Raw genomic sequence first — 22,003 nt, 5'->3', positions numbered from 1 at the left:
AAGCGACTTACCTTTTTCAAGTATCGGCGAAAGATAAGCGGTTACAAGTGAAATTCTTGGCTTAAATAGTTAGAGGACCGTTCTTTCAGTACTTCCCCGAGAAGATTACGTCCCATTTCATTATCCTTGAAACTCACAACGGTTCGAATGGAAAAAACACGAAGCGCATCGGAAACAGAAAGTGTTCCATCTGCTGAGTCTTTGCGTCCCGAGAAAGGAAAGGAATCGGGACCACGTTGGCACTGAGCATTCCAATTCACACGTGCCACTTGGTTCACGAGAATATCAATGAGTTTGCCTACGGTTTTGGGATCTTTACCGAAGACACTGGCTTGTTGTCCCATATTGGATTGGAAGATATAATTCAACGGCTCATCGATGGAAGAAAAAGGAACAATGGGAACTAGCGGACCAAATTGTTCTTCGTGATACAAACGTGAGTTTGGTGATACTGGCGAAAGGATGGCTGGAAACATAAAGGACTCTGTAACCTCACCCCCACCAGGGTTTAGAATTTTTGCCCCTTGAGTTGTGGCATCATCCAAAAGTTCCTTCAACCATTTTGTTTTTCCTTCTTCTGGAAGTGGTGTAAAGTTTACGTCCTTATCCCATGGCATCCCTGCTTTCCATTTCGAAAATTCTTCCAGGTAAAGTTTGGTAAACTCATCCAATATATCTTTGTGAACAAAAAGAATTTTTAATGCCGTACACCTTTGTCCATTGTAAGCAAGGGATCCGGAAAGAATTTCAGGAACCATAGTTTTTAAGTCTGTATCTGGTAGAACAATCGCAGGGTTTTTGGCATTGAGTCCCAAAACGGATCTTAGGCGGTTGAGTTTGGGATGTTTTTTTGTGATGAGATTGGCAGTGGAACTAGATCCAATAAAAGCAAAAACATCGATCTTTCCCGATTCCATAATGGGAGAAATGACTTTGGCTCCATCGCCATACACTGTGTTGATTACCCCGGGTGGGAATGCTTTTTGAAAACATTCGAGTAAAGGTTGGAGGAGGAGAACTCCGTATTTGGCTGGTTTGAAAACAACGGTATTTCCCATAAGGATTGCGGGAATAAGAGTGCAAAAAGTTTCATTTAACGGATAGTTAAATGGTCCCATACAAAGAACTACACCGTAAGGGGAGCGTTTGATTTGAGCAATAAGGCCACCTTCTTTGATGTAATTAGCAGAGTTTGTTTCTAATTCTTGCAAAGATTCAATAGTATCGATTAAATATTCGATGGTTCGCTCAAATTCTTTAGTGGCATCCTTTTCTGTTTTACCTATTTCCCACATAAGGAGTAGAATGATTTGGTCTCTTTTGCCTTTCATGAGTTCAATAAACTTTCGAACCGCATCAATTCTTTCTTTGGGTGTGGCAATGGGCCAAACGCCTGTTCCGTGGCCGTAAGCTTTTACCGCAGCGTCTAAAGCAAGTAAACTTTGTTTTGAATCAAAATTGGGGTAGGAGCCTAAAATGACCTGTTCCAGTTTTCCATTTCGGTTCAGAAAAATTGGAGATTTTACAATTTGTGATTCTCCTTCCCAAATTCGGATTTCTCCATCGAGCAGGTATTCTTTTTGGTGGATGGGTTTTGTGCGGTACTTTTCTGGAATGGAATCTTCGGTCGGAAAAACAAAGCTCATGATCCAGAATCGAATTGCGACCCGGCTAAAAAAGCAACATTTTACGGAAAAGATCGGCCGATATAAAATTTATGGAACCATGGATGGACCAAAACAAAGAAGAGTGGGAGGCATTGACCTTACGACTTTTCCGCCGTGTGGAAGAATTGGAATCACTGATGTCAGAAGTGCGCAGTGATCTTGTTCGTTACCGAGCAGTCCGTGAAGAATGGTACCATTGGCATAGCGTTTGGAAGGAGGAATACGCCAAACGAGCAACCGGATGAGTCTGAAAAATCGTTTTCTGTAGGACCTCTCTTGGAAAATTAGTCCTATCCCATTCGAAAAAGGAATTCCCATGGCCGAAAAACCTATGTCCCCCTTTGGTGAGTTAGCTCCCAGCACACCAGCTTCTCTCTCTGATATCAAAAAGAACATTTACGGACGATACCTAGAAGAATTTAATGTAGGTGATATCTACGTCCACCCGCGCCAATTCACAGTCGACAGAAGTTTTGCTCAAGAATTTGCGACTGTGTTTATGGATGCAAACCCATTGTATCTTTCTGCGGAATATGCAAAGGCACATGGATTTGCTGACTTACTCGTTCACCCACTTATGGTTTTCAATTTGGCACTTTCGATAGGTGTTCAAAATAACAGTGAGAAGGCGCTTGCTAACCTCGGTTATTATAACGCACAATTTTTATTACCAGTATATCCGGGAGACACTCTCTCTTCTCGTACAAAAATTTTAGCAGTCGATGACAAAGGCCCAGACAAACCGGGGATCGTTCATGTAAGAACTCTTTGTCTCAACCAAAAAAATGAAGTGGTTTTACAATACGAACGTAAAATCATGATTTACCAATCTAATGGAAAACCGAAAGGAAATCCAAAACCGGGCGATGCGTCTGCCTATTTTCCAGAGTCAAAAACTCCAGCACTCAAACTTCCAAACCTCAAATTTCCAAAAGAAATGAAAGATGTCACTTGGGGACATACATACTTTGAGAATTTCAAACCAGGTCAAATTTATGTTCACCAAAATGGAAGAACCATTACAGATGAACATGTTCAGTGGACTTTCCGTGTAGGAAATACTCATCCACTTCATTATGATAAATTGTATTCCGCAGGAATTTCCGGCCCTATGGGTGGAGAACCAGTGGTATACGGTGGACTCGTATTTGGTTGGTTAGCTGGTATGGCATCACGTGATATTTCAGAAAATGCAATTTGGGAACTTGGTTTCACAGAAGGATACCATACACAACCTGCTTTCTCTGGTGATACAGTAACTTGTATTTCTAGGATTCTTACTACGGAAGACAAAGGAACTGAGTATGGAATCCCTGCGGGAGAAGTACAAATCCAGTTCATTGGTTTAAAAAATATCAAAGCAAATGACGCTCTGGATAAATTCGGTGCTGATCTTTTCCTGAAAGAAAATGATAAAAAGAAATTGGGAAAAGAAAAGATCCCTGAGAAAATCTTCGAAATTGAAAGAAGATTGATCATCAAAAAACAACCATAAGGTGAAACAATGAAAGTTACCGTCCCCAAAAGAATTCCGGACATGGAAGACATCGGGGACGGTGTCTTCAAAATTGTCCTCCCCCAACCATTCTACGCTCCTAACAACATTTATTTGTATCATGGAAACGATGGGCTTACCCTCATTGATTCGGGTTATATTGAATCCATTCCTATGTTACAAGCTTCCCTTAAAACAAAGGGATTCTCCTTCAAAGACATCCGCCATATCATTTATACACATAACCACTTAGATCATATCTCTTCTTCTTTAGTGCTTAAGTCCTACGCAAAAAATGTGACCTACTACGGGTATCGTTCGATGGCAGATGGAGTGGGTAATTATTTGGAATCGATGATGCTTTTTGAAGAAGCAACAGAAGATCTATTCCACAAGGCCTTCGGTGATAAAGAAGAACTAAATCGGATTTTGGAAGAATCACGTAAAGGTTGGCGCCAGTTTTTTAGTAAATTTAGTGAAACCAAAAAAGGGGATCCTGTTTTACGGATTGATGTAGCCATTGATCATAACGACAGTTTAGAGTTAGGCGGACGATTGTTTCGTTTTTTGCACACTCCTGGACACAACTTGTATCATATCACTCCTGTGGATCCATCTACGGGTATTTATTTTTCTGGAGATCTCATCATAGCGAACTTGACAGCCATATATTCCGAAATGGATGGAAGTTTGGGAGATTATTATTTTACTCTATCAAAACTTTTGGAAGAACCCATCAAACGTATGTTACCTGCTCATGGGAGTGAAATTGAAGATCCTAAAAAAACAATCACTCTTGTGAAAAAAACACTGAGTATATTGGAAAAAGGAGTCCTTCGTCGGCTTAGGGAAGGGGAATCCGATCTAAAAGTCCTAATGGAAGCAGCCATTGGAAAAAAAGTGCATAATGGTGGCCACTTACCTACAGCACTCGGGCTTGTGTATAGTATCATCCAAAAACTAGTGTTGGAAGGACAAATTCGTATCGAAAAACGCGAGAATGGATATGAAGTCTTTCATATTGTAAACTAAACTTACCATTCCCAAACTTCGATTTGTTTTCCTTTCCAAATCATTTGCCTTTTTTGGTCTTCTAATTCTTTTCTATATGCCAAAATTCTAGATTTAGGCCATAAGATTTCATCGGTAAATTCCGGTGCCAATACCGCATAACAAATATTTGACATCTTACAAATCGATTCGGAGTTTTTAATTTGTTCTAGCGGATAGGTTTTTGTTTTGTCTGAGACAAAAAATGATAAGTTGTACTGCGAGAATACAAAAATTCCTTCCCGTTTGTCCCTGGCATTCATAGTTTCAGGAGGGTTTATTGTTTGTGAAGAGTTTTCTGTTTTTTTTAGATCTAAAGAAATTCGCTCTTGATGATGGGAAAGAAGGATAGGATTGATTTCCTTCCAGTCTGATTGGACTTCCTTTTCGATCGTAGGGTGTTCCCAAGGACTTTTGATATTTGTATCCAAAGGAAAATTTGGATCGAGTGAGTTTTTCCAGAATAGGCAAGCGAGAATCAAGAATGCAAATGAAGTAGAAGTTTTTTTTGCTGATTGAATCCATAAAATTCCAGTGTAGAGGACAAAAGGAATAAGCGAATAACTGTAATACGTATAAACCTCATGGTGCCAGGGCCTAGTGGAAAATATATGTGTAACGTATATGAGTCCGATGCCTAAAACTTCTGGTATCATCTGGAAAATTCCGAGGCCCCCACTGACTATGAGCTCTAGGAAAATTTGGAATGATTTTTGAAATCCCGTAACTTGTTTGAATGCAGAATGGTATTCCTGTCTTAATACTTTTGTCCAGGGATTGGAGTTTTGTAAATCACCAAACATTGGATATATGATAAAAACGAAACTTAGCCATATAATTGTAACTGTGAAGACTAATATAACGGGCGGGAATTTGTAATTCTGGTAAATTAGTTTGTCTTTTTGCGATGAGTTAGTTTCTTTATTTGATTTTACATACTCGTAAAAATAACCGATTAACATAGGTAGGAAAAATAAAAGAAGATAGATTCCAATATCTTCCTTTTGGATTAGATAGAGCATAAGCGATAAGGATATACTATAATAGATCCAGGGAAAATGAGAACGAGAGCTCTGAATCTTTATCCTATTTTCCCAAACAAAAAAGAAGAAAAGTCCAAAGGGAAGAACAAGAACTTCAAAATGAAAACTGGATCCAAGTCGATAAAGATATAGTTGGTTGGTAATAAGAACCCAAAAAACCAAAAATTTGAAGCCGAATTCTTTGGGATTTATTTTTGTAATTCGATAAGCCCACAACAGCCAAAGAATGGTTCCCAATTGGTAAATAAAAAATACACCAACGGCCAGACCCCATCGGTTTGGAATCAGACTGACAAAGGGTGATAAAAAAACCATTCCCGGAGCAAAGTGATGGGGAAGGTAACTCCCTTCTCCTGATTCCGAATAATAGGCGCTTGCAAAACCTTCTCCTTTCGAAACAGAAAGGAGAATATCCGATAAACCAATATAGTCCGCATCTTGAAACAAATAGACATCAGCAATAGCTTTTGTTAGGTGGAATGCATGGTATGTGCTACTCAATAAAAATACAACACAACTAATACAAAGTAAATAGGGAAGGGCTTTGTTTTGTTTTTCTGATAATACTCCTAGAACTAATGATTTATCTTTGGACTTCCTTTCTTTCCAAAAACTCGTAATCGCAATTAGGATTAAAAAAAGAAATACCCCCTTTTGGAAGGGGGCATGAAAGTGTTTAGGAGAAATAAAAAGAAAAGGAGAAACTAAGCTGAATAAAAAAAATAGAAAAACCACTTAACGAATGAAGTACAAAACCTTCCTCTCACCGATTCTCTCCCGATTGATTTCTACTCGATTTCTGTAGTAGTAACCTTTTTCTGGAAATGTTTTAGAGAAAAATTCAAATAAATCCATTTCGAATAACAACATACATTCGGCAACATCCATAGCGCCAATAGACATTGCTTTTTTAGTATCTACCATGACATGACGTGAGTTGATATAATCTGGTTCGATTTCGCTTGCAATGAGGTCAAAATTTGTTTTGGTGATGGTTCCACCAACTGATGTTTTTTTCCCTCGGCTTTTTGCTTCGGAAATGATTTTTTTGGCAACCCTTGTGACTTCTTTGTCGTCTGGTTTTTTGTCCATGGAGGCACTTAAGTCAGACCTAGCGGCTGTTACTTGTTCCAAGGCTTGAAAGGAAGCAGAATCAAAGATATCCATCAAGTTTCTGTAACCAGTAATGGTTTCCATATTGATCGATTTGTTATAAGACTCGTATTCCGATGGAGTGAGGAGATTCTTCATAGTTTGGATGAAGTTTTTCAGCGCATATTCCGACTCCACCATAGGTGCAGAAATACCTGAAACGCCGATCCTTTGGCAGATCCGAATATCGTTTCTGGCTTCTGGACCACCAATTTTGACATAGAGAGGTAAAATGCCGGCGGTGATCGTTTTTAAGAGGGAGATTTCCTCTTCACCCATATCCTCGGTTTCCGTCCCAGTTTTGATGCAGACAAAAGAGTAACTTTCTTTCATCTCCAGTAAGGTTTTTCGTAAAACGTGGATTGATGTTTCCATAAGCAGAAGATCTCCATGTATGGTATCGTCGATTCCCGAAAATAGTACAAGTCTTTTGCGCTTTTTTTCCCCCTTTCTTGACAGAAAATTCCAATTCCCTAGCTTCGAACCTATGGGAATATTCTCCTCTATCTTCCAATCCAAACCAAAACAAGAATCTAAGGAATTACCAAAAGAGGGAGCCGCCGCTTCTGGAATTTCCTTCGGGATCATTGTAGTTCTCGTTTTTGCCTTCAAATCATCTATATTAGATGCTAATAATATTCCCTCAGGTTCTATGATTCCCACACTCAAAATTGGGGACTTTTTATTTGTAAATAAAATGCGTTACTCTTTCCGTATGCCATTTACAGAAAAAGAACTCTTTCGAATTGATGATCCAAAACGGGGAGATATTGTAACCTTTATCCCGCCGGCTACGGCCCTTGCCCAAGAAGAATCGAGAACAGGAATTTTTGCCAAACGATTTGTAAAACGAGTTGTGGGACTTCCTGGAGATACAATCCGGATTACAAGAAAGTATATTGATACAAAAGATAGAGGAAGAGTACACTTTGCACTCATTGAGTATAAAGAAGTAGGGGCAACCGATTTCCAATCCTACTCCCCAAAAGAAGTGCCCATTGGAAAAGAACTTTCTGATTTGGATAACTTAGAAGCCACACAAAGAGCCCTCTTTAAAGAAGTAAAACCTGGTTTCGAACATTTTATTCTAGAGGGTTTTGAAGATGATCGTCGTGCTCATATCTTTGAATATTGCGACTTCTTACATGGTTGTGTGATCCCGGAAGGTCAATATATGGTGATGGGAGACAATCGTGATGACTCTCACGATTCGCGGGCCTGGGGATTTGTCAAACGGGAAGATATTTTAGGTAAGGCACTCATCATTTATTTTTCTATTGATTGGAAGGATTCCACTTGTGAATACAAGGATGGCCAGGAGTTGGCTGAAAAGGGGCCAGAAATCGCCGAACGATATGAAGGTGATGCTCTTGACAATCGATGCCACTATTCGGAAATCTTTTCTTCACATAATGCTCGCTATCGTGATGATGAATCTAGGTTTGGATGGATTGAGAGAACCTTGCGGTATCGTTTGTGGAGACTTGGTGTTCGGTGGGACCGAATCGGTCGCATCCTCCAATGACAGGAGAATCTGGGAAACCATCTGACAAAAAACCGGAGAAGTCGCCTATGGCGATGGCTGGTGCCGGTTTTGAATTTGTATCTTCCATCGCACTCTTTGTGGTGGGAGGATACTACCTGGATGAATATTTAAAAACCGAACCTCTCTGGCTTCTCATTGGTTTTTTCTTTGGATTTTTTTTAGCTTTTTATTCGCTGATCAAGCGGGCCAAAGAAAACGAATAGGTAACTCCTTTCCTTTTTTCCCTTGGCTAGTTCACCACTTACAAATAGATCTGATTCAGGAAAATGTTTTCACCTTCTTTTTAATAAATTCTTGACTCCACTAGGAAATATAAAAAACCTTGGATGTAATGGCTTTAGAGACAACCAAACAATACGAGATCATGGATTCCATGCCCGTTCTTGGATTGTCTAGCTATGTCCTCTCTACTCTCGTCCTAGTCGTCGTCGTAGTCTCCTCATACATACGTAGCTTTCTGTCATAATCTCCCATCGTTTCCTCGGTCGACAGAAAGCAAGGTCGACGGGGAAACCACACAGGAGAGGATCTTTATGCGGGAACAAATTACCGTTAGTCAATATATCATAAGTTTTTTAGAATCAAAAGGAATCCAGTGGATACCGGGTGTCCCAGGTGGAACTATCTTGCCATTATACGAAAGTTTGGCTGCGTCTAACATTGAACATGTGTTAGCGAGACACGAACAAGGCGCAGGATTCATGGCACAAGGGAGAGCAAGAAGTACAGGCGAGGTAAGTGCTGTATTTGTTTCTTCGGGGCCAGGTGTTTCCAATCTTATCACAGCGGTTGCCGATGCCCAAAGAGATTCAATCCCTCTATTGGTATTTTCTGGACAAGTTCCCTTGGCCTTAACTGGAACAGATGCTTTCCAAGAACTACCCACAGCAAGTATCGTATCTCCTCTTGTTAAAAAAGTTTATAAGATTGAAGAACCAAACCAAATCATTGAAATTCTAGAGGAAGCTTACGAATTGTCTGGTTCTGGAAAAATGGGCCCTGTGTGGATCGACCTACCGAAAGATATCCAAACCCAAAGGATTGAGATCTCGAATGATCATCTTGCGATAAAGTTGCAGCAGAGTGAACGATCACTTGCGAACAAGGAATCAGAAGAAAATACTACCTATGAAAGTTTGGATTTGTTTTTACAAGAATTTAAATCACTGCTTGAAAGTTCTCAGTTCCCCTTACTTTATTTAGGTGGTGGAGCTAAAAAAGAATTTTTGCGATTACGAGAATTTGTTTCACGGTTTCAAATTCCTGCAGTAACCACTCTAATGGGTTTAGGTATTTTGGGAAAAGATGATCCTATGAATTTAGGGATGATGGGTATGCACGGAACAATAGTTGCCAATGAAGCACTTGGTGTTTGTGATCTTCTCATCGCCATTGGTGTTCGTTTTGATGATCGTGCAACCGGTGCCATCCAAAAGTTTTGTAACCAAGCAAAGATCATTCATATTGATATTGATGCTCGTGAAATTGGCAAAAATAAATCAGCCAATTTAAGTTTACACAAAGATATCTCTGAGGTTCTTCCCTTTCTGATCGAAGAAGATTTTTGCATTCAAAACTCAAACGCATTGGAACAAATTGATGTATGGAGGCAGATTCCAGAACAACATCCGATGAAAAATATACTTTTGGATTTTGCTTCTGCAATGCCCGGCGGAGATCACTATATTCTTACGGATGTAGGCCAACACCAGATGTGGGTAGCACAGTACTTTCCCTTCATAACACCTAAGTCTTGGATCACTTCTGGGGGACAAGGGACAATGGGATTTGGCCTTCCTACCGCTATCGGTGTGGCGTTAAGCAACAAAGAGGCACAAGTGTTTTGTTTTTCGGGTGATGGTTCGATCATGATGAACTTACAAGAGTTATCCACTCTAAAGGAACAGAATCTCAATGTAAAGGTGATCCTCGTCAATAACGAACATTTGGGTTTAGTGAAACAACAACAGGATTTGTTTTACGGAAGTAAACATTCTGGTTCTAAATTTCATTTTCATCCCGACTTTTCGTTGTTATGCCAATCGTTTGGGATCGGATATTCGGAATGGGATTGGAGTTTAGGGACTGCGGAACTGCAAAGGTTTTTGGAAAAAAAAGGACCTGCAATGATTGAAGTGAGGATCCCTTCCAGTTGGGGAGTGTATCCCTTTGTTCCAGGGGGAAAGTCGAATCAGGAATATGTTTTAGAGAAGGTTACAATGTAAATGTCCATCCGAGGGATTTGATTCCCTCGGACACCGAACATTTGCTAGATCGCTTTACTTCCGCGTTCTCCACTACGAATGCGGATTACTTCTTCTAGAGGCATGACGAAGATCTTTCCATCTCCGATTTTACCTTCCGACCCAGTTTTTGCTGCTTTCAAAATCGCATCGACAGTAGGTTTGACAAACTCATCGTTTACTGCGATTTCTAAACGCACTTTCCTAAGAAGATTGACTTGGTATTCATGCCCGCGGAATACTTCTGTTTTTCCTTTTTGTTGGCCGTAACCTTGGACATCACTTACTGTTAAACGATAAATTTCGTTTTTGGTAAGTTCATTTTTAACTTCTTCCAGTTTGTGTGGTTGGATGATTGCGATGACTAATTTCATAATAATTACCTAATGTCATATCCTTTTTCACCATGGATTTCTTGGTCGAGTCCGGTGATTTCTTTATCTTCTTCAATTCTAAAGCCAATTGTCTTTTCGATTACGAGTGCAAGTATGTAAGAAACTACAAAGGAATAAAAACCTGTGGCAACCACGCTGATTATTTGTGCAGTCATTTGGTTTCCTAAGGTCATTCCTTCTGCTAACTCTAAAGCAAAAAGTCCAGTGAGAATGGCACCGAAGGCTCCACCAACACCGTGGATACCGAAAGCATCGAGAGTATCGTCATATTTAATTTTTCCTTTTAGTAGAATTGCCATATAACAGATGGGTGAAACCAGAACTCCCATTATCATTGCTCCTTGGACACCCACATAACCGGAAGCAGGTGTAATGACTACAAGTCCAGCTACGATTCCAGAAGCAGCACCTAGTGCAGTTGCTTTTTTTGTATGTAACCATTCGATGAGTAACCAACTTGCGCCTGCAGCAGCAGGTGCAATGAGTGTTACTAAAAATGCTCTAGCAGCAAGCCCATTGACAGCAAGACCAGAACCTGCGTTGAAACCAAACCAACCAAACCACAATAGACCTGATCCCAGTAGAGTATAAGTCATGTTATTTGGATGTGTTAATAACCCCACATCACCTTTTCGTTTCCCGATGACAATTGCTGCAGCAAGTCCGGCAATCCCTGAGATCAAATGGACAACAGTTCCTCCCGCAAAATCAAGAGCATTCATTTTTAATAACCAACCAGAATCAGACCAAACCCAATGTGCCACTGGGTCATAAACTAACGTTGACCAGACGATGATAAAAACTACATAGGCAGAGAGTTTAATTCTTTCAGCTATCGCACCTGAGATGAGGGCCGGTGTGATGATCGCAAACATACCTTGGAATAAAAAGTGTACATAGGTAGGGATCGAACCTTTTACCGAATCGATATCAATTCCATTCAAGAATACTAAATCAAAATTTCCGATATACGGGTTATCTCCAGAAAAAGCAAAACTATATCCGAAGATCGTCCATTGCAAGGTCATTACGATGATGGCAACAAAACTATGCATCATAGTGGAGAGAACATTTTTGGATCGGACGATACCTCCATAGAACAAGGCAAGTCCTGGGATCATAAAAAACACAAATGCAGACGAAACCAACATCCATGCCGTGTCTGATTTATCGATGGCAGCGGGTGCTGGAATTTCCCCTTCTGCGGCTAGGAATCCCGGTAAAAGGAAGAGTAGACATACCAACAAAGGTCGTAAGACCAATTGTATTTTCATTGTTTGCTCCAAATATCTTTTTTGAAATGAGAAATAAAATTCGTATCATTACGAACGATTTGTCTCTGAAAGCGAGTAAATTCTGCAAAACTAAGAACTTTTTTGTAAAAAATCGGGCGGAATTTGGATGGTGGTGGCCAGTTTCGTCGGGTTGTGGTAAGGCGATGGTATTGGGAGGCGGGTTCAGTTCCCCACCCAAGTCAGGGCGGGGATATATAGATTCACGACCCATTTGAGCCACAGCTCACGATTTCTCAAAATTTTAATAAAAAGATTGAACAAAATTAAATTGTGCACAATCTAATTGGTAATTAGGGAGACCAAACATGTCAGATGAATTTTATAATATCAAGGTGAAACGAGGTTCCGAGGAAGTTCCGTTGGAGCAGTTTAAAGATAAAGTGCTTTTGATAGTGAATACGGCTAGCGAGTGTGGCTTCACTCCTCAGTACAAAGGCCTTCAAGAGACTTACGATCGCTGGAAAGGAAAAGGTTTGGAAGTATTGGCATTTCCGTGCAACCAGTTCGGACAACAAGAACCTGGATCTGACGCAGAAATCAAATTGTTTTGCGAGAGAACGTTTTCTACAACTTTTCCTATCTTTTCTAAACTAGAAGTGAATGGACCAAACACAGATCCACTCTACTTGCATTTAAAAAAACAAGCACCAGGAATTTTTGGCTCCTTGGACATCAAATGGAATTTCACAAAATTCTTAATTGATAAAAATGGAAACGTTGTTAAACGATACGCACCCATCACAAAACCGGAAGATATTGAAAAGGATATCGAAAAACTTGTCAAAGGTTAAGAATCCCACAGATGAGGTTCTTCTTTTGAAGAACCAAATTTGCTTTTCTTTGTATTCTTCGATGCACAGGTTGATGAAAATCTACCGTCCGCTACTTGCGGCGGTGGGACTCACGTATCCACAATACCTTGTTATGTTGGTTCTTTGGGAAGAAGAGGAAAACACTGTTAGCGGGCTTGGAGAACGATTACAATTAGATTCGGGAACATTGACACCATTATTAAAACGATTGGAACAAAGTGGGTTGATCCAACGAAAGAGAAATCCTGATGATGAACGTGTTGTGATTGTTAGTCTCACAAAAAATGGAAAACAATTGCGAGAAAAAGCAAAAGCCATCCCGGAGCAAATTTTTTGTTTATCTGGTATTGAGGAAAAGCAAGCATTTCAACTAAAAGAAATTTTGGATCAATTTGCTTCTATCTAAAGAGAGGATTTTGATTTCGGCATTTAATTTCCTCTTTTATACTTGACGATAAAACCTAAATCTCTGAACCATTAAACATTATTCGATGTTAGTTTGTCTTTTGAGTTAATGAAATTGAGGCCAACAGTTCACTTGTTTAGATTCACATTACCATTTTGTTTTTGTGTAATTTTCTTTTTCATCTCCTGTAAAAATACAATTACTGATAATCCCTGTGATCCTAACCAAGCTACTTTCCGTAACAACTTGCTGTTAAAGTGGGCAACCTCCGATTATAGCCAAACTTGTGGCAAAACCTATTTACCTTCGCTCCCAAAGGAGATTTTAGAGTATTCCATTCCCAGTCTTGGTACCAAGGGATTGATTCGCGATAATCAAATTGTTATTACTTCCGAAACCATTACTTCGATTGCTTCCTATGTTGCTCAATTCAAAACAAATGGAGTCTCTGTAACAGTAAATGGCGTCGAACAAATTAGCGGAGTTACTTCAAACTCTTATGCAATACCGTTGAGATACACTGTCAAAGCGGTCGATGGTAGTACCAACGAATATACTGTCCAAATGGTTGCACCACGTGTTCTCGGTGGTGGTTCCCTACGACTTTGGTTTAAGGCTGACCAGCTAACATTAAATGATGGGGATGGAATAGCAACTTGGACTGATGTTAGTGGGTATGGGAATCATATTGTTCAAGCAAATACCATCCAAAGACCTGTGTTTCGAATGAACCAGGTCAAGGGATATCCGGTAGCCGAATTCAGAAGTTCAAATACATCGCGTATGGATTTATCATCTGGAGCGGTTGGGTTGTATGTAACTAATAGCGGAAGTGTTTTTTTTGTGATGAGATTAGTGAATACAGTTACAGGTGGAATAACGTTGTTAAACCTTCACGGCGGGCAGGGACGTGAAATTAGTATCGAACATCCAAATCCAGAATATTTGGTTTGTAGAAATGGCTATAGTTGCATTACAGTATCAGCATTACCAATCCTAAAATCACATTTTTTAGCAATTGGCTCTGTTCAGGTATTGTCTTCGACTGTAAGCGAATACTGGAATGGAATTGTGAAAGGACAGGTCCCCGTTGTTCATGATTATTCCGGTGGTAGTCCCGCTAATACTCTTTATTTAGGAAATGGAAATCTCGATGCCGATATCGCAGAAGTTTTATTCTTCAATACTGATCTGACGGAAACGGATGTTCAGAAATTGTTTTTTTATCTGAATACGAAGTATGGGCTTTCGCCGTTGTAGAGAATGCAGTCAGCTTGAGCCTCCAAATGTATACAAAATATGAACTTATTTTTATAAAAAATTTGTAAGTTAGAAATCTTTCTTTATTTGCCAACAAACATGTGATATATGGAAGTCATTGGGTGGCGGGTGGATAACCCCACCCAATTCGATTAGGGCGGGGAACTATACCATTCTATCCCCACCCAAACCCCAATCCTACTTGCCCCCATTTCCCCATCCAAGTAAACTGCAACTAATGGATCTAAATACCATCAATCTAAAACGATTCCATTTACATTACTTTACTTACTTAATTGTTATATTCATTCTAAGTCTTCCGTTAACTGCTGGTTTGGTGGCAGATGGATATCGTGTGATCTTCTATTTCGGTGGTGCGATGTCCTTTGCCATCCAAATGGCAATCTTGCAACTTCGCTTTCTTCCGAGAAAAATCCCTGCTTTGTCGGATTCTGGCTTCCCCTTTTTCACAGTATTCCTCTCCTTTTTTCTAAATCTGGGTATTTTGACTGCTTTACAGGTCCTAGAGTACCCTTTTGAGGCAACTTCTGGATTTTTAATTGCCTATTTCGTCCACCTTCTTTTCCTTGTATTTGCGAGCTATTTCAGTGGAAAATAAGTCTAAATATCGGTTTTTTTTATCTTTTTTATTAGTTTTTTCCCTTAGTTTTACGAATCTTTTTGCCAATGATTCGGAAGGGCACAGCTCTGATGAGGGCTTCGATTTCAGCGAGGTCATGGCGCACCACTTAGGTGATGCCCCTGTGTTCCCGCTGAACTTTGGTGGAACCATCGTCACGGAAGGTCAACCTGGCTTTGATGCAGAAAACCATGATGTCTTCATCAACCATGATGGCGTGAAGTATCATTACTTAGGTGGACTCGACCTTCACATTACCAAACGAGTGACCATGATGTGGATCGCTTGTTTTTTTATGTTCATCGTTTTTATTCCCGCAGCCAATTTGATTTCCAGGAATCCAAAAAAGGTTCATAACAAATTCACTTCTGGTGTAGAGGCTTTTGTTTCTTACCTAAAAGAAAATGTTGTGGATGCATCTCTCGATCACCACGGACATTCTTACTACCATTACATCTTCTCTTTGTTTTTCTTTATCCTTTTTTGTAACCTCTTTGGACTCGTTCCTTCTGTGGGTGAGCTTACGGTCGCAGCATCGGATGCACTAGTTGCTGTAGGATTGTTTGAACACACTCCGCATGCACTCCATACTTTCGGTCAAGTATGGTCAGGAATCACTCCTACAGGTGACATCAGTGTCACACTTTCCTTAGCATCTTTAACTTTACTTACTATTTATGGAACCGCATTCTCCTACCAAGGAATTTCCTTCGTAGCACATGCCGTACCCAAGGGAGTTCCCCTCCCACTCTGGCCACTCATGTGGGTTTTAGAGTTTGTAGTCACTCACGTTGCGCGCTCTTTTGCGTTAACCATGAGGTTACTTGCTAACATGACTGCGGGACACGTTATGATCCTTGCATTACTTGGGTTTATCTTTATGAGTGAAAGTTGGTTCATTGCACCAGTCTCTGTACTCAGTTCGGTGCTCATTTACTTTTTAGAACTTCTTGTAGCCTTTTTACAAGCGTTCATTTTCTCTCTGCTCACGTCCGTCTTCATCGGGACTGTGATGCATAGACATTAACATTGGTTTTATTTATATTATAAAACACACAGGAGTGAAACGAAAACAATGGAATTCGGTTTAGGATACATCGCAGTAGGACTCGCAGCAGGACTTGCATTACTTGGTGCAGGAATCGGTATTGGTAGAATTGGTGGATCAGTGGCAGAAAGCATTAGCCGCCAACCAGAAGCAGCGGGAAAGATCCAACTCGTTCTTTACGTAGCAGCAGGTATGATTGAAGGGGCAGCACTTTTCGCAGTGGTGATCGCTCTTCTTATCGCGCTCAAACTCAATGGCTCAATTGATAAAACAATTGGTGCTGGTGCCACTAAAGTAGAACAAGGACAATAGTCTTGGCTATCCTCGCGGCTTCCGGCTTCAATTTGCTGAAAGTCAATCCGGGTCTGGTCATCTGGACCCTGGTCACTTTCGGGGTTGTTGTCTTAGTTCTTAAAAAATTTGCATGGGACAAGATCCTTCATGCTCTCGAAGAACGTGCTTCCGGCATTCAAGGCGATATCAACAAAGCAGAAACCCTTCGTGTTGAAGCAGAAAAGTCTTTAAAAGAATACAAAGACCAACTCTTCAAAGCAACGGAAGAAGCGCATAAAATTGTAGATGAAGCTAAAAAGGATGCAGTTGCTCTCCGCACTCGTTTGACGGATGAAGCACACAACGAAGTAAAAGGCATTAAAGATAGCGCAATTCGAGAAATCGAACTAGCGAAAGGCAGAGCCTTATCAGAAATGCAAAACCAAATTGTGGAAATGTCCGTTCTCATCGCGAGTGAGATCTTGGAGAAACAATTAAAGAAGGAAGACTATGCTTCCTTTGTCGAAAAAGAGATCGCAAAACTCGATAAACTTAAAATCAAATGAGTCTGAACCAAATTTCAAAGGTTTACGCAACGGCACTTTTGGAGTTAGCTCAGGAAGCTAACTCGCTTGAGTCAACGGAAGAGGAACTTTCAACTTTAGTTGATATTTTCTTTTCCGATGAGTCAATCCGCCATTATTTCCTTTCTCCGTTAGTTGATCCTTCTGAGAAAGTAAGAACTGCTGAAAAGTCAGTTCAAGGGAAGGCATCGGAAATCGTTGCCAACTTCATTACACTTGTGGTTCGTAAGAATCGATTTCTATACCTCAAGGATATTTTGGAAGATTATAGAACAGGAGTGGACCGACTTAAAAATCGTAGTTCTCTCCGCATTGTTTCCAAAGATTCTCTTGGCAAAGAAGCTGTAGATCGAATCATCAAGTCTATCTCTTCCAAGTTCGGACGCGAAGTTCGTGTCACTGAACATACGGATCTTAACCTCATCGGTGGATTCAAAATCTATATAGACGACTTTTTAATCGACGCCTCGATCCGTGCAAAACTTGCCGGAATTGAAGAGGCTCTCCTCCAAAAGAAAATCCCAGTCGGAGCATTTGAATGAAAATTAAAACAGACGAAGTAACGTCGGTACTAAAACAAGAAATTAAAAACTTCAAAAAAGACCTTCAAGTTGAAGAAGTTGGAACGGTTCTCGAAGTAGGGGACGGGATTGCGAGAGTTTACGGACTCACTAACGTAATGTCAGGAGAGCTTGTTGAATTCCAAAACGGAGTTCGAGGACAGGCCTTCAACTTAGAAGAAAACTCCGTAGGGGTTGTAATCTTTGGTGATTATATTAAAATTGAAGAAGGTTTTTCCGTTAAACGTGTAGGAAAGATCTTCGAAGTTCCGGTAGGACCGGAGCTCCTTGGCCGAGTGCTGAACCCTCTTGGGGAAGTGATCGACGGGAAAGGACCACTGAACGCAAAAAAAACAAGACCTGTTGAGTCACCAGCTCCAGGGATTGCGATGAGAAAGTCCGTTCATGAACCAATGCAAACAGGAATCAAAGCAATCGATGCCATGATCCCAATTGGTCGTGGACAACGAGAACTTATCATTGGTGACCGCGGAACGGGAAAAACTTCCATCGCGATCGATACCATCATCAACCAAAAAGGAAAAGGTGTGATCTGTGTTTACGTAGCGATTGGACAAAAAGCATCTACTGTTGCTTCCACTATCGAAATGTTACGTGAAAAAGGTGCTCTTGAGTATACTATCATCGTATCGGCAAACGCATCAGAACCTGCTCCCATGTTATTCATTGCTCCGTATTCCGGCGCAACTATGGCTGAATACTTTATGTATGAAGAAGGAAAAGCAACACTTGTAGTGTATGATGACCTTTCCAAACAAGCTGTAGCTTACAGACAAATGTGCCTTTTACTTCGCCGCCCACCAGGTCGTGAAGCATATCCTGGGGACGTATTCTACCTTCACTCTCGCCTTCTTGAAAGAGCAGCGAAACTCGATGATAAATTTGGTGGTGGGTCAATGACTGCACTTCCGATCATCGAAACACAAGAAGGGGAAGTATCAGCTTACATTCCTACTAACGTAATCTCCATCACTGATGGTCAGATCTACCTCCAGTCCAACCTTTTTGCATCGGGCCTTCGCCCTGCGGTGGACGTGGGAATTTCTGTATCAAGGGTGGGATCGGCAGCGCAAATCAAAGCGATGAAAAAAGTAGCAGGAACTTTGAAGTCAGATTTGGCTCAGTTCCGTGACTTGGAAGCATTTGCGCAGTTAGGAACAGAACTCGATCCAGTGACTCAAGCACAGCTTGATCGCGGTTACCGAGTTCTTGAAATTCTTAAACAACCAAACAACTCACCGACTCCAGTAGAAGAACAAGTAATCTCTATTTTTGCGGTTTCTAAAGGTTTTATGGATACAATCCCAACAGCAAAGGTTCGTGAATTCGAAACTTTCCTGCTAAGAACCATGAGAGAACAACACCCAGAAATTTTAGAAGAAATCAGAACTGCAAAAGAAGTAAAACAAGAAGCAGCTCTGCAAAAAACAATCAAATCGATTGTCGAACATTTTCTGACAAAGAATAATTAAGGGGAAAGATCTTGGCGACACCGCGTGAGATAAAAAAGAGGATTAACTCGGTTAAAAACACGAGAAAAATCACTCGAACCATGGAGATGGTCTCCACGGCAAAGGCAAAAAAAGCGACTAACAAAGTTAACGCGGCGAAACCATACGCCGACTTAACTCGTCAGTTAGTTTCTTCTTTGTCTAGCCTTGCGTCGATCATCCACAGCCCTTACTTAAGGAAGCCGGACAAAATCCGTAAAGTTGCTATCCTTGCAATTGCCGCTAACCGTGGGTTATGCGGTGGTTTTAACTCCAACCTTCTTCGTATGGTAAAAAATCGTATCGAAGAGTTGAAGTCCAAAGGTGTGGAAGTAGAAGTCCATGCAGCTGGAAAAAAAGCGATCGCCTTCTTTAAATTTGCAAAAGTAGATTTGGTAACAACACATACCAATATCGATGATAAAGCGGGAAGCAAAGAAGCGAATGATCTTGCTTCGTATTTTATGGAACGTTTTGCAAATGAATCAGTGGATTCTGTTGAAATTATTTCCACTCATTACTATTCGGCAGCCAACCAAAAACCTGAGATCACTACGGTTCTTCCTTTGAAAATGGAAGAAACTGGGTCAAAAGGTTCTACCGGGCCTGATGTATTGTATGAGCCAGATCCAAAAACAATTTTGGAAAACCTTCTTCCTATGGTGATCAAAACAACTTTTGTTAAGATCATTTTGGAGTCGGTAGCATCCGAACACATTGCACGTAGAGTTGCTATGAAGGCGGCAACTGATGCAGCCGGTGAGATGATTAAACTTCTTACCCGCGGTTACAACCGAGTTCGTCAGGCAAAAATCACGCAGGAAATTTCAGAAATCGTAGGGGGAGCGGAAGCCATCTCCTAACAAAAGGTCTTTCGGAGTATATATGAATAAAGGTAAAATTAAACAAATCATCGGTTCGGTATTGGACATCAGTTTTGATTCCGGGAATATGCCTGAAATCTACAATGCCGTAGAGATTCAATCTAAAGTAAACGGCAAAGATGTTACGATTACTGCCGAAGTGCAACAGCACATCGGAGACAACACAGTTCGTGCCATCTCCCTTCAATCCACAGACGGATTAAAAAGAGGACTCGAAGTAATTGATACAGGAATACCGATCTCTGTTCCAGTAGGAACAAAAACGCTTGGCCGTATTTTTAACGTGTTAGGTGAGGTTATCGATGAGTTAGGTGACCTTCCAAAAGACGTAAAAAGAATGCCAATCCACAGAAACGCACCTTCTTATGATGAAATTAAACCTAAAACGGAAATCTTTGAAACAGGGATCAAGGTCATCGACTTACTTGCTCCTTATATCAAAGGGGGAAAAACGGGACTATTCGGTGGTGCCGGAGTAGGAAAAACCGTTCTTATCCAAGAGCTTATCAACAACATCGCAAAACAACATGGTGGTTACTCTGTGTTCGCTGGTGTGGGTGAAAGAACTCGTGAAGGAAATGACCTTTGGAATGAGATGAAGGAATCGGGAGTTATTGACAAAACAGTTCTTTGTTTTGGCCAGATGAACGAACCTCCTGGTGCTCGTCTTCGTATTGCACTTTCGGCACTCACTATGGCGGAAAACTTCCGTGATGAATCCGGATCTGACATCCTTCTTTTCGTAGATAACATCTTCCGTTTCTCTCAAGCGGGTTCTGAAGTATCAGCTCTCCTTGGTCGTATGCCTTCTGCGGTAGGTTACCAACCAACTCTTTCTACTGAAATGGGTGGATTACAAGAGCGTATTACATCAACAGTTCGCGGATCCATCACTTCGGTGCAAGCGATCTACGTTCCTGCCGACGACTTAACTGACCCGGCACCTGCGACAGCCTTTGCTCACTTAGATGCAACGACTACACTCTCTCGTGCGATTTCAGAAAAAGGAATTTATCCTGCGGTAGATCCACTGGATTCTACTTCTCGAATCATGAACCCGCAAATCGTGGGAGAAGAACATTACAACACCGCGCGTGAAGTACAAAGAATCCTTCAAAGATACAAAGACCTTCAAGATATCATTGCGATCCTTGGTATGGACGAACTTTCTGAAGACGACAAAATTCTTGTGTCTCGCGCTCGTCGTTTAGAGAAGTTCCTCTCTCAACCGTTCCACGTAGCAGAGCAGTTTACTGGTCGACCTGGAAAGTATGTGAAATTGGAAGATACCATCCGATCCTTCAAAGGAATCATTGAAGGTAAATATGACACACTTCCAGAGCAAGCATTCTACATGGTCGGATCGATTGACGAAGTAATCGAAGCGGCGAAACAACTCAAAGGTTAATCAGGATGAGTAAAGAACTGACTTTAACAGTCATCTCTCCTGACAAAATCCTTTACCAAGGTAAGGCAGAGTCTGTGATTCTGCCTGGTGCTGTGGGATATTTTGGAATTTTACCGGGGCACGCAACCCTTGTGTCCCAGCTGGATTTTGGGCTTATCAAATTGCATACCGCAGGGAAAGAGTTCCGGATTGCGATCGATGGGGGATTCTGCGAAGTGAGAAATGACCAAATCCGTGTCCTTACCGAAGGTGGGGATTCCGAGGATGATTTGTCCCATGACCACGCAGTGGAACTCCTTGAGGAAGCAGAAGCCCTTCCTGTCTCCAAAGACAAAGAAATTCTTCTAAAGAAAGCAAAAGTTCGCATTTTACTGCACGAACGTTAATTTTTTTCCCCCCTTCTTGCCGAAAATATACCAGAGGGGGATTTCCTTTGGCTGTAGATTGGATTCGACGTTTTGTATTGGTATCGATACTTTTTGCCGGATTCTATTACTTAAAGGAAAACCCTGATTTGCGAAAAAGAATCTATTCTGAAGAACCGATTCGTGTTAAAATTGAGGGGCCAGTATTGAATCCCGGATTTTATTCATTGGATGCGGGTTCGAATGGGAAGGATTTGATTGAATTGGCGGGTGGATACTTACCCGGAGCGCAAATCAAAACGGAGGACAGTATCTTGGAACAGCCGTTAGAGGATGGCCAGGTGCTAAATTTGGGAAAACGGTAAT

At 41.0% G+C, this 22,003-nt stretch carries 24 protein-coding genes; 19 read left to right on the top strand and 5 right to left on the bottom strand.

Features of this window, described 5'->3' with window-relative positions; translation table 11 throughout:
- Positions 1-41 precede the first annotated feature (41 nt).
- A complete protein-coding gene (locus tag LEP1GSC195_RS10505; RefSeq protein ID WP_015681815.1) occupies positions 42-1,646 on the bottom strand; it encodes an NADP-dependent glyceraldehyde-3-phosphate dehydrogenase in 1,605 nt (534 codons plus the stop codon).
- 83 nt (positions 1,647-1,729) lie between these two features.
- Between LEP1GSC195_RS10505 and LEP1GSC195_RS10500 the strand changes: the two genes are divergently transcribed.
- From LEP1GSC195_RS10500 to LEP1GSC195_RS10490, 3 genes are all read left to right on the top strand, one after another.
- Positions 1,730-1,912 carry a hypothetical protein gene (locus LEP1GSC195_RS10500; protein WP_002984288.1) on the top strand — a complete coding sequence of 61 codons (183 nt, stop codon included), beginning with the start codon at positions 1,730-1,732 and terminating at the stop codon, positions 1,910-1,912.
- A 71-nt stretch (positions 1,913-1,983) separates the two neighbouring features.
- Positions 1,984-3,162, top strand: a complete 1,179-nt coding sequence (locus tag LEP1GSC195_RS10495; protein WP_015681082.1) for a MaoC family dehydratase — start codon at positions 1,984-1,986, stop codon at positions 3,160-3,162.
- A 9-nt stretch (positions 3,163-3,171) separates the two neighbouring features.
- Positions 3,172-4,194, top strand: coding sequence for an MBL fold metallo-hydrolase (locus LEP1GSC195_RS10490; protein ID WP_015682729.1), 1,023 nt, complete (start codon positions 3,172-3,174; stop codon positions 4,192-4,194).
- Between the two features lie 2 nt (positions 4,195-4,196).
- Here LEP1GSC195_RS10490 and LEP1GSC195_RS10485 read toward each other — a convergent pair whose 3' ends face one another.
- Positions 4,197-5,990 (bottom strand): DUF2079 domain-containing protein, encoded by a 1,794-nt coding sequence (locus LEP1GSC195_RS10485; protein WP_015681047.1) that lies wholly within the window; start codon positions 5,988-5,990, stop codon positions 4,197-4,199.
- On the bottom strand, positions 5,991-6,782 hold the full coding sequence (locus tag LEP1GSC195_RS10480) for a hypothetical protein (protein WP_015681664.1): 792 nt from the start codon (positions 6,780-6,782) through the stop codon (positions 5,991-5,993).
- 112 nt (positions 6,783-6,894) lie between these two features.
- On the opposite strand from LEP1GSC195_RS10480, the gene lepB reads away from it, so the two are divergent.
- The 3 genes from lepB to ilvB all read left to right on the top strand — a co-directional run bounded on the left by lepB (position 6,895) and on the right by ilvB (position 10,178).
- A complete protein-coding gene (gene lepB / locus LEP1GSC195_RS10475; RefSeq protein WP_040506651.1) occupies positions 6,895-7,932 on the top strand; it encodes a signal peptidase I in 1,038 nt (345 codons plus the stop codon).
- Complete coding sequence (locus LEP1GSC195_RS10470) at positions 7,929-8,156, top strand: AtpZ/AtpI family protein (RefSeq protein ID WP_015682438.1); 228 nt, start codon at positions 7,929-7,931, stop codon at positions 8,154-8,156. Before lepB ends, LEP1GSC195_RS10470 begins: the two co-directional genes overlap by 4 nt.
- Before the next feature lie 330 nt (positions 8,157-8,486).
- Positions 8,487-10,178, top strand: coding sequence for a biosynthetic-type acetolactate synthase large subunit (gene ilvB / locus LEP1GSC195_RS10465; protein WP_015680749.1), 1,692 nt, complete (start codon positions 8,487-8,489; stop codon positions 10,176-10,178).
- Between the two features lie 44 nt (positions 10,179-10,222).
- Here ilvB and LEP1GSC195_RS10460 read toward each other — a convergent pair whose 3' ends face one another.
- A complete protein-coding gene (locus LEP1GSC195_RS10460) occupies positions 10,223-10,570 on the bottom strand; it encodes a P-II family nitrogen regulator (RefSeq protein ID WP_015681402.1) in 348 nt (115 codons plus the stop codon).
- Between the two features lie 5 nt (positions 10,571-10,575).
- Positions 10,576-11,865: an ammonium transporter gene (locus LEP1GSC195_RS10455; protein ID WP_040506649.1), complete on the bottom strand. Its 1,290-nt coding sequence runs from the start codon at positions 11,863-11,865 to the stop codon at positions 10,576-10,578.
- 326 nt (positions 11,866-12,191) lie between these two features.
- On the opposite strand from LEP1GSC195_RS10455, the gene LEP1GSC195_RS10450 reads away from it, so the two are divergent.
- The 13 genes from LEP1GSC195_RS10450 (at position 12,192) to LEP1GSC195_RS10390 (ending at position 22,002) form a co-directional block, all read left to right on the top strand.
- Positions 12,192-12,677, top strand: coding sequence for a glutathione peroxidase (locus tag LEP1GSC195_RS10450; protein ID WP_015680651.1), 486 nt, complete (start codon positions 12,192-12,194; stop codon positions 12,675-12,677).
- A gap of 73 nt (positions 12,678-12,750) precedes the next feature.
- Positions 12,751-13,104, top strand: coding sequence for a MarR family winged helix-turn-helix transcriptional regulator (locus LEP1GSC195_RS10445; RefSeq protein WP_015680804.1), 354 nt, complete (start codon positions 12,751-12,753; stop codon positions 13,102-13,104).
- 246 nt (positions 13,105-13,350) lie between these two features.
- Entirely contained in the window at positions 13,351-14,364 is a 1,014-nt protein-coding gene (locus LEP1GSC195_RS10440) for a DUF5018 domain-containing protein (RefSeq protein WP_040506645.1), read from the top strand.
- A gap of 238 nt (positions 14,365-14,602) precedes the next feature.
- The gene (locus LEP1GSC195_RS10435) at positions 14,603-14,983 is read left to right on the top strand and encodes a hypothetical protein (RefSeq protein WP_015681232.1); all 381 of its coding nucleotides are present in this window, start codon (positions 14,603-14,605) and stop codon (positions 14,981-14,983) included.
- Positions 14,952-16,031: a F0F1 ATP synthase subunit A gene (gene atpB, locus LEP1GSC195_RS10430; RefSeq protein WP_408605939.1), complete on the top strand. Its 1,080-nt coding sequence runs from the start codon at positions 14,952-14,954 to the stop codon at positions 16,029-16,031. Before LEP1GSC195_RS10435 ends, atpB begins: the two co-directional genes overlap by 32 nt.
- Positions 16,032-16,079: 48 nt before the next feature.
- The gene (gene atpE, locus LEP1GSC195_RS10425) at positions 16,080-16,364 is read left to right on the top strand and encodes an ATP synthase F0 subunit C (RefSeq protein WP_002975055.1); all 285 of its coding nucleotides are present in this window, start codon (positions 16,080-16,082) and stop codon (positions 16,362-16,364) included.
- Positions 16,365-16,366: 2 nt separating this feature from the next.
- Positions 16,367-16,891: a F0F1 ATP synthase subunit B gene (locus LEP1GSC195_RS10420; protein ID WP_015680809.1), complete on the top strand. Its 525-nt coding sequence runs from the start codon at positions 16,367-16,369 to the stop codon at positions 16,889-16,891.
- Entirely contained in the window at positions 16,888-17,451 is a 564-nt protein-coding gene (gene atpH / locus LEP1GSC195_RS10415) for an ATP synthase F1 subunit delta (RefSeq protein ID WP_015682655.1), read from the top strand. The genes LEP1GSC195_RS10420 and atpH overlap by 4 nt, the downstream gene beginning before the upstream one ends.
- On the top strand, positions 17,448-18,962 hold the full coding sequence (gene atpA, locus LEP1GSC195_RS10410) for a F0F1 ATP synthase subunit alpha (protein WP_015681961.1): 1,515 nt from the start codon (positions 17,448-17,450) through the stop codon (positions 18,960-18,962). Before atpH ends, atpA begins: the two co-directional genes overlap by 4 nt.
- Positions 18,963-18,973: 11 nt before the next feature.
- Positions 18,974-19,843 (top strand): ATP synthase F1 subunit gamma, encoded by an 870-nt coding sequence (atpG, locus tag LEP1GSC195_RS10405; protein ID WP_040506641.1) that lies wholly within the window; start codon positions 18,974-18,976, stop codon positions 19,841-19,843.
- Between the two features lie 22 nt (positions 19,844-19,865).
- Complete coding sequence (gene atpD, locus LEP1GSC195_RS10400) at positions 19,866-21,272, top strand: F0F1 ATP synthase subunit beta (protein ID WP_015682268.1); 1,407 nt, start codon at positions 19,866-19,868, stop codon at positions 21,270-21,272.
- A 5-nt stretch (positions 21,273-21,277) separates the two neighbouring features.
- Entirely contained in the window at positions 21,278-21,658 is a 381-nt protein-coding gene (gene atpC, locus LEP1GSC195_RS10395) for an ATP synthase F1 subunit epsilon (protein ID WP_015682541.1), read from the top strand.
- A 47-nt stretch (positions 21,659-21,705) separates the two neighbouring features.
- Positions 21,706-22,002, top strand: coding sequence for an SLBB domain protein (locus LEP1GSC195_RS10390; RefSeq protein ID WP_015682127.1), 297 nt, complete (start codon positions 21,706-21,708; stop codon positions 22,000-22,002).
- Position 22,003 lies beyond the last annotated feature (1 nt).

The organism is Leptospira wolbachii serovar Codice str. CDC, from assembly GCF_000332515.2.
GTDB classification, from domain to species: Bacteria; Spirochaetota; Leptospiria; order Leptospirales; family Leptospiraceae; genus Leptospira_A; species Leptospira_A wolbachii.
This window is presented reverse-complemented; position numbering and strand designations above follow the sequence as displayed.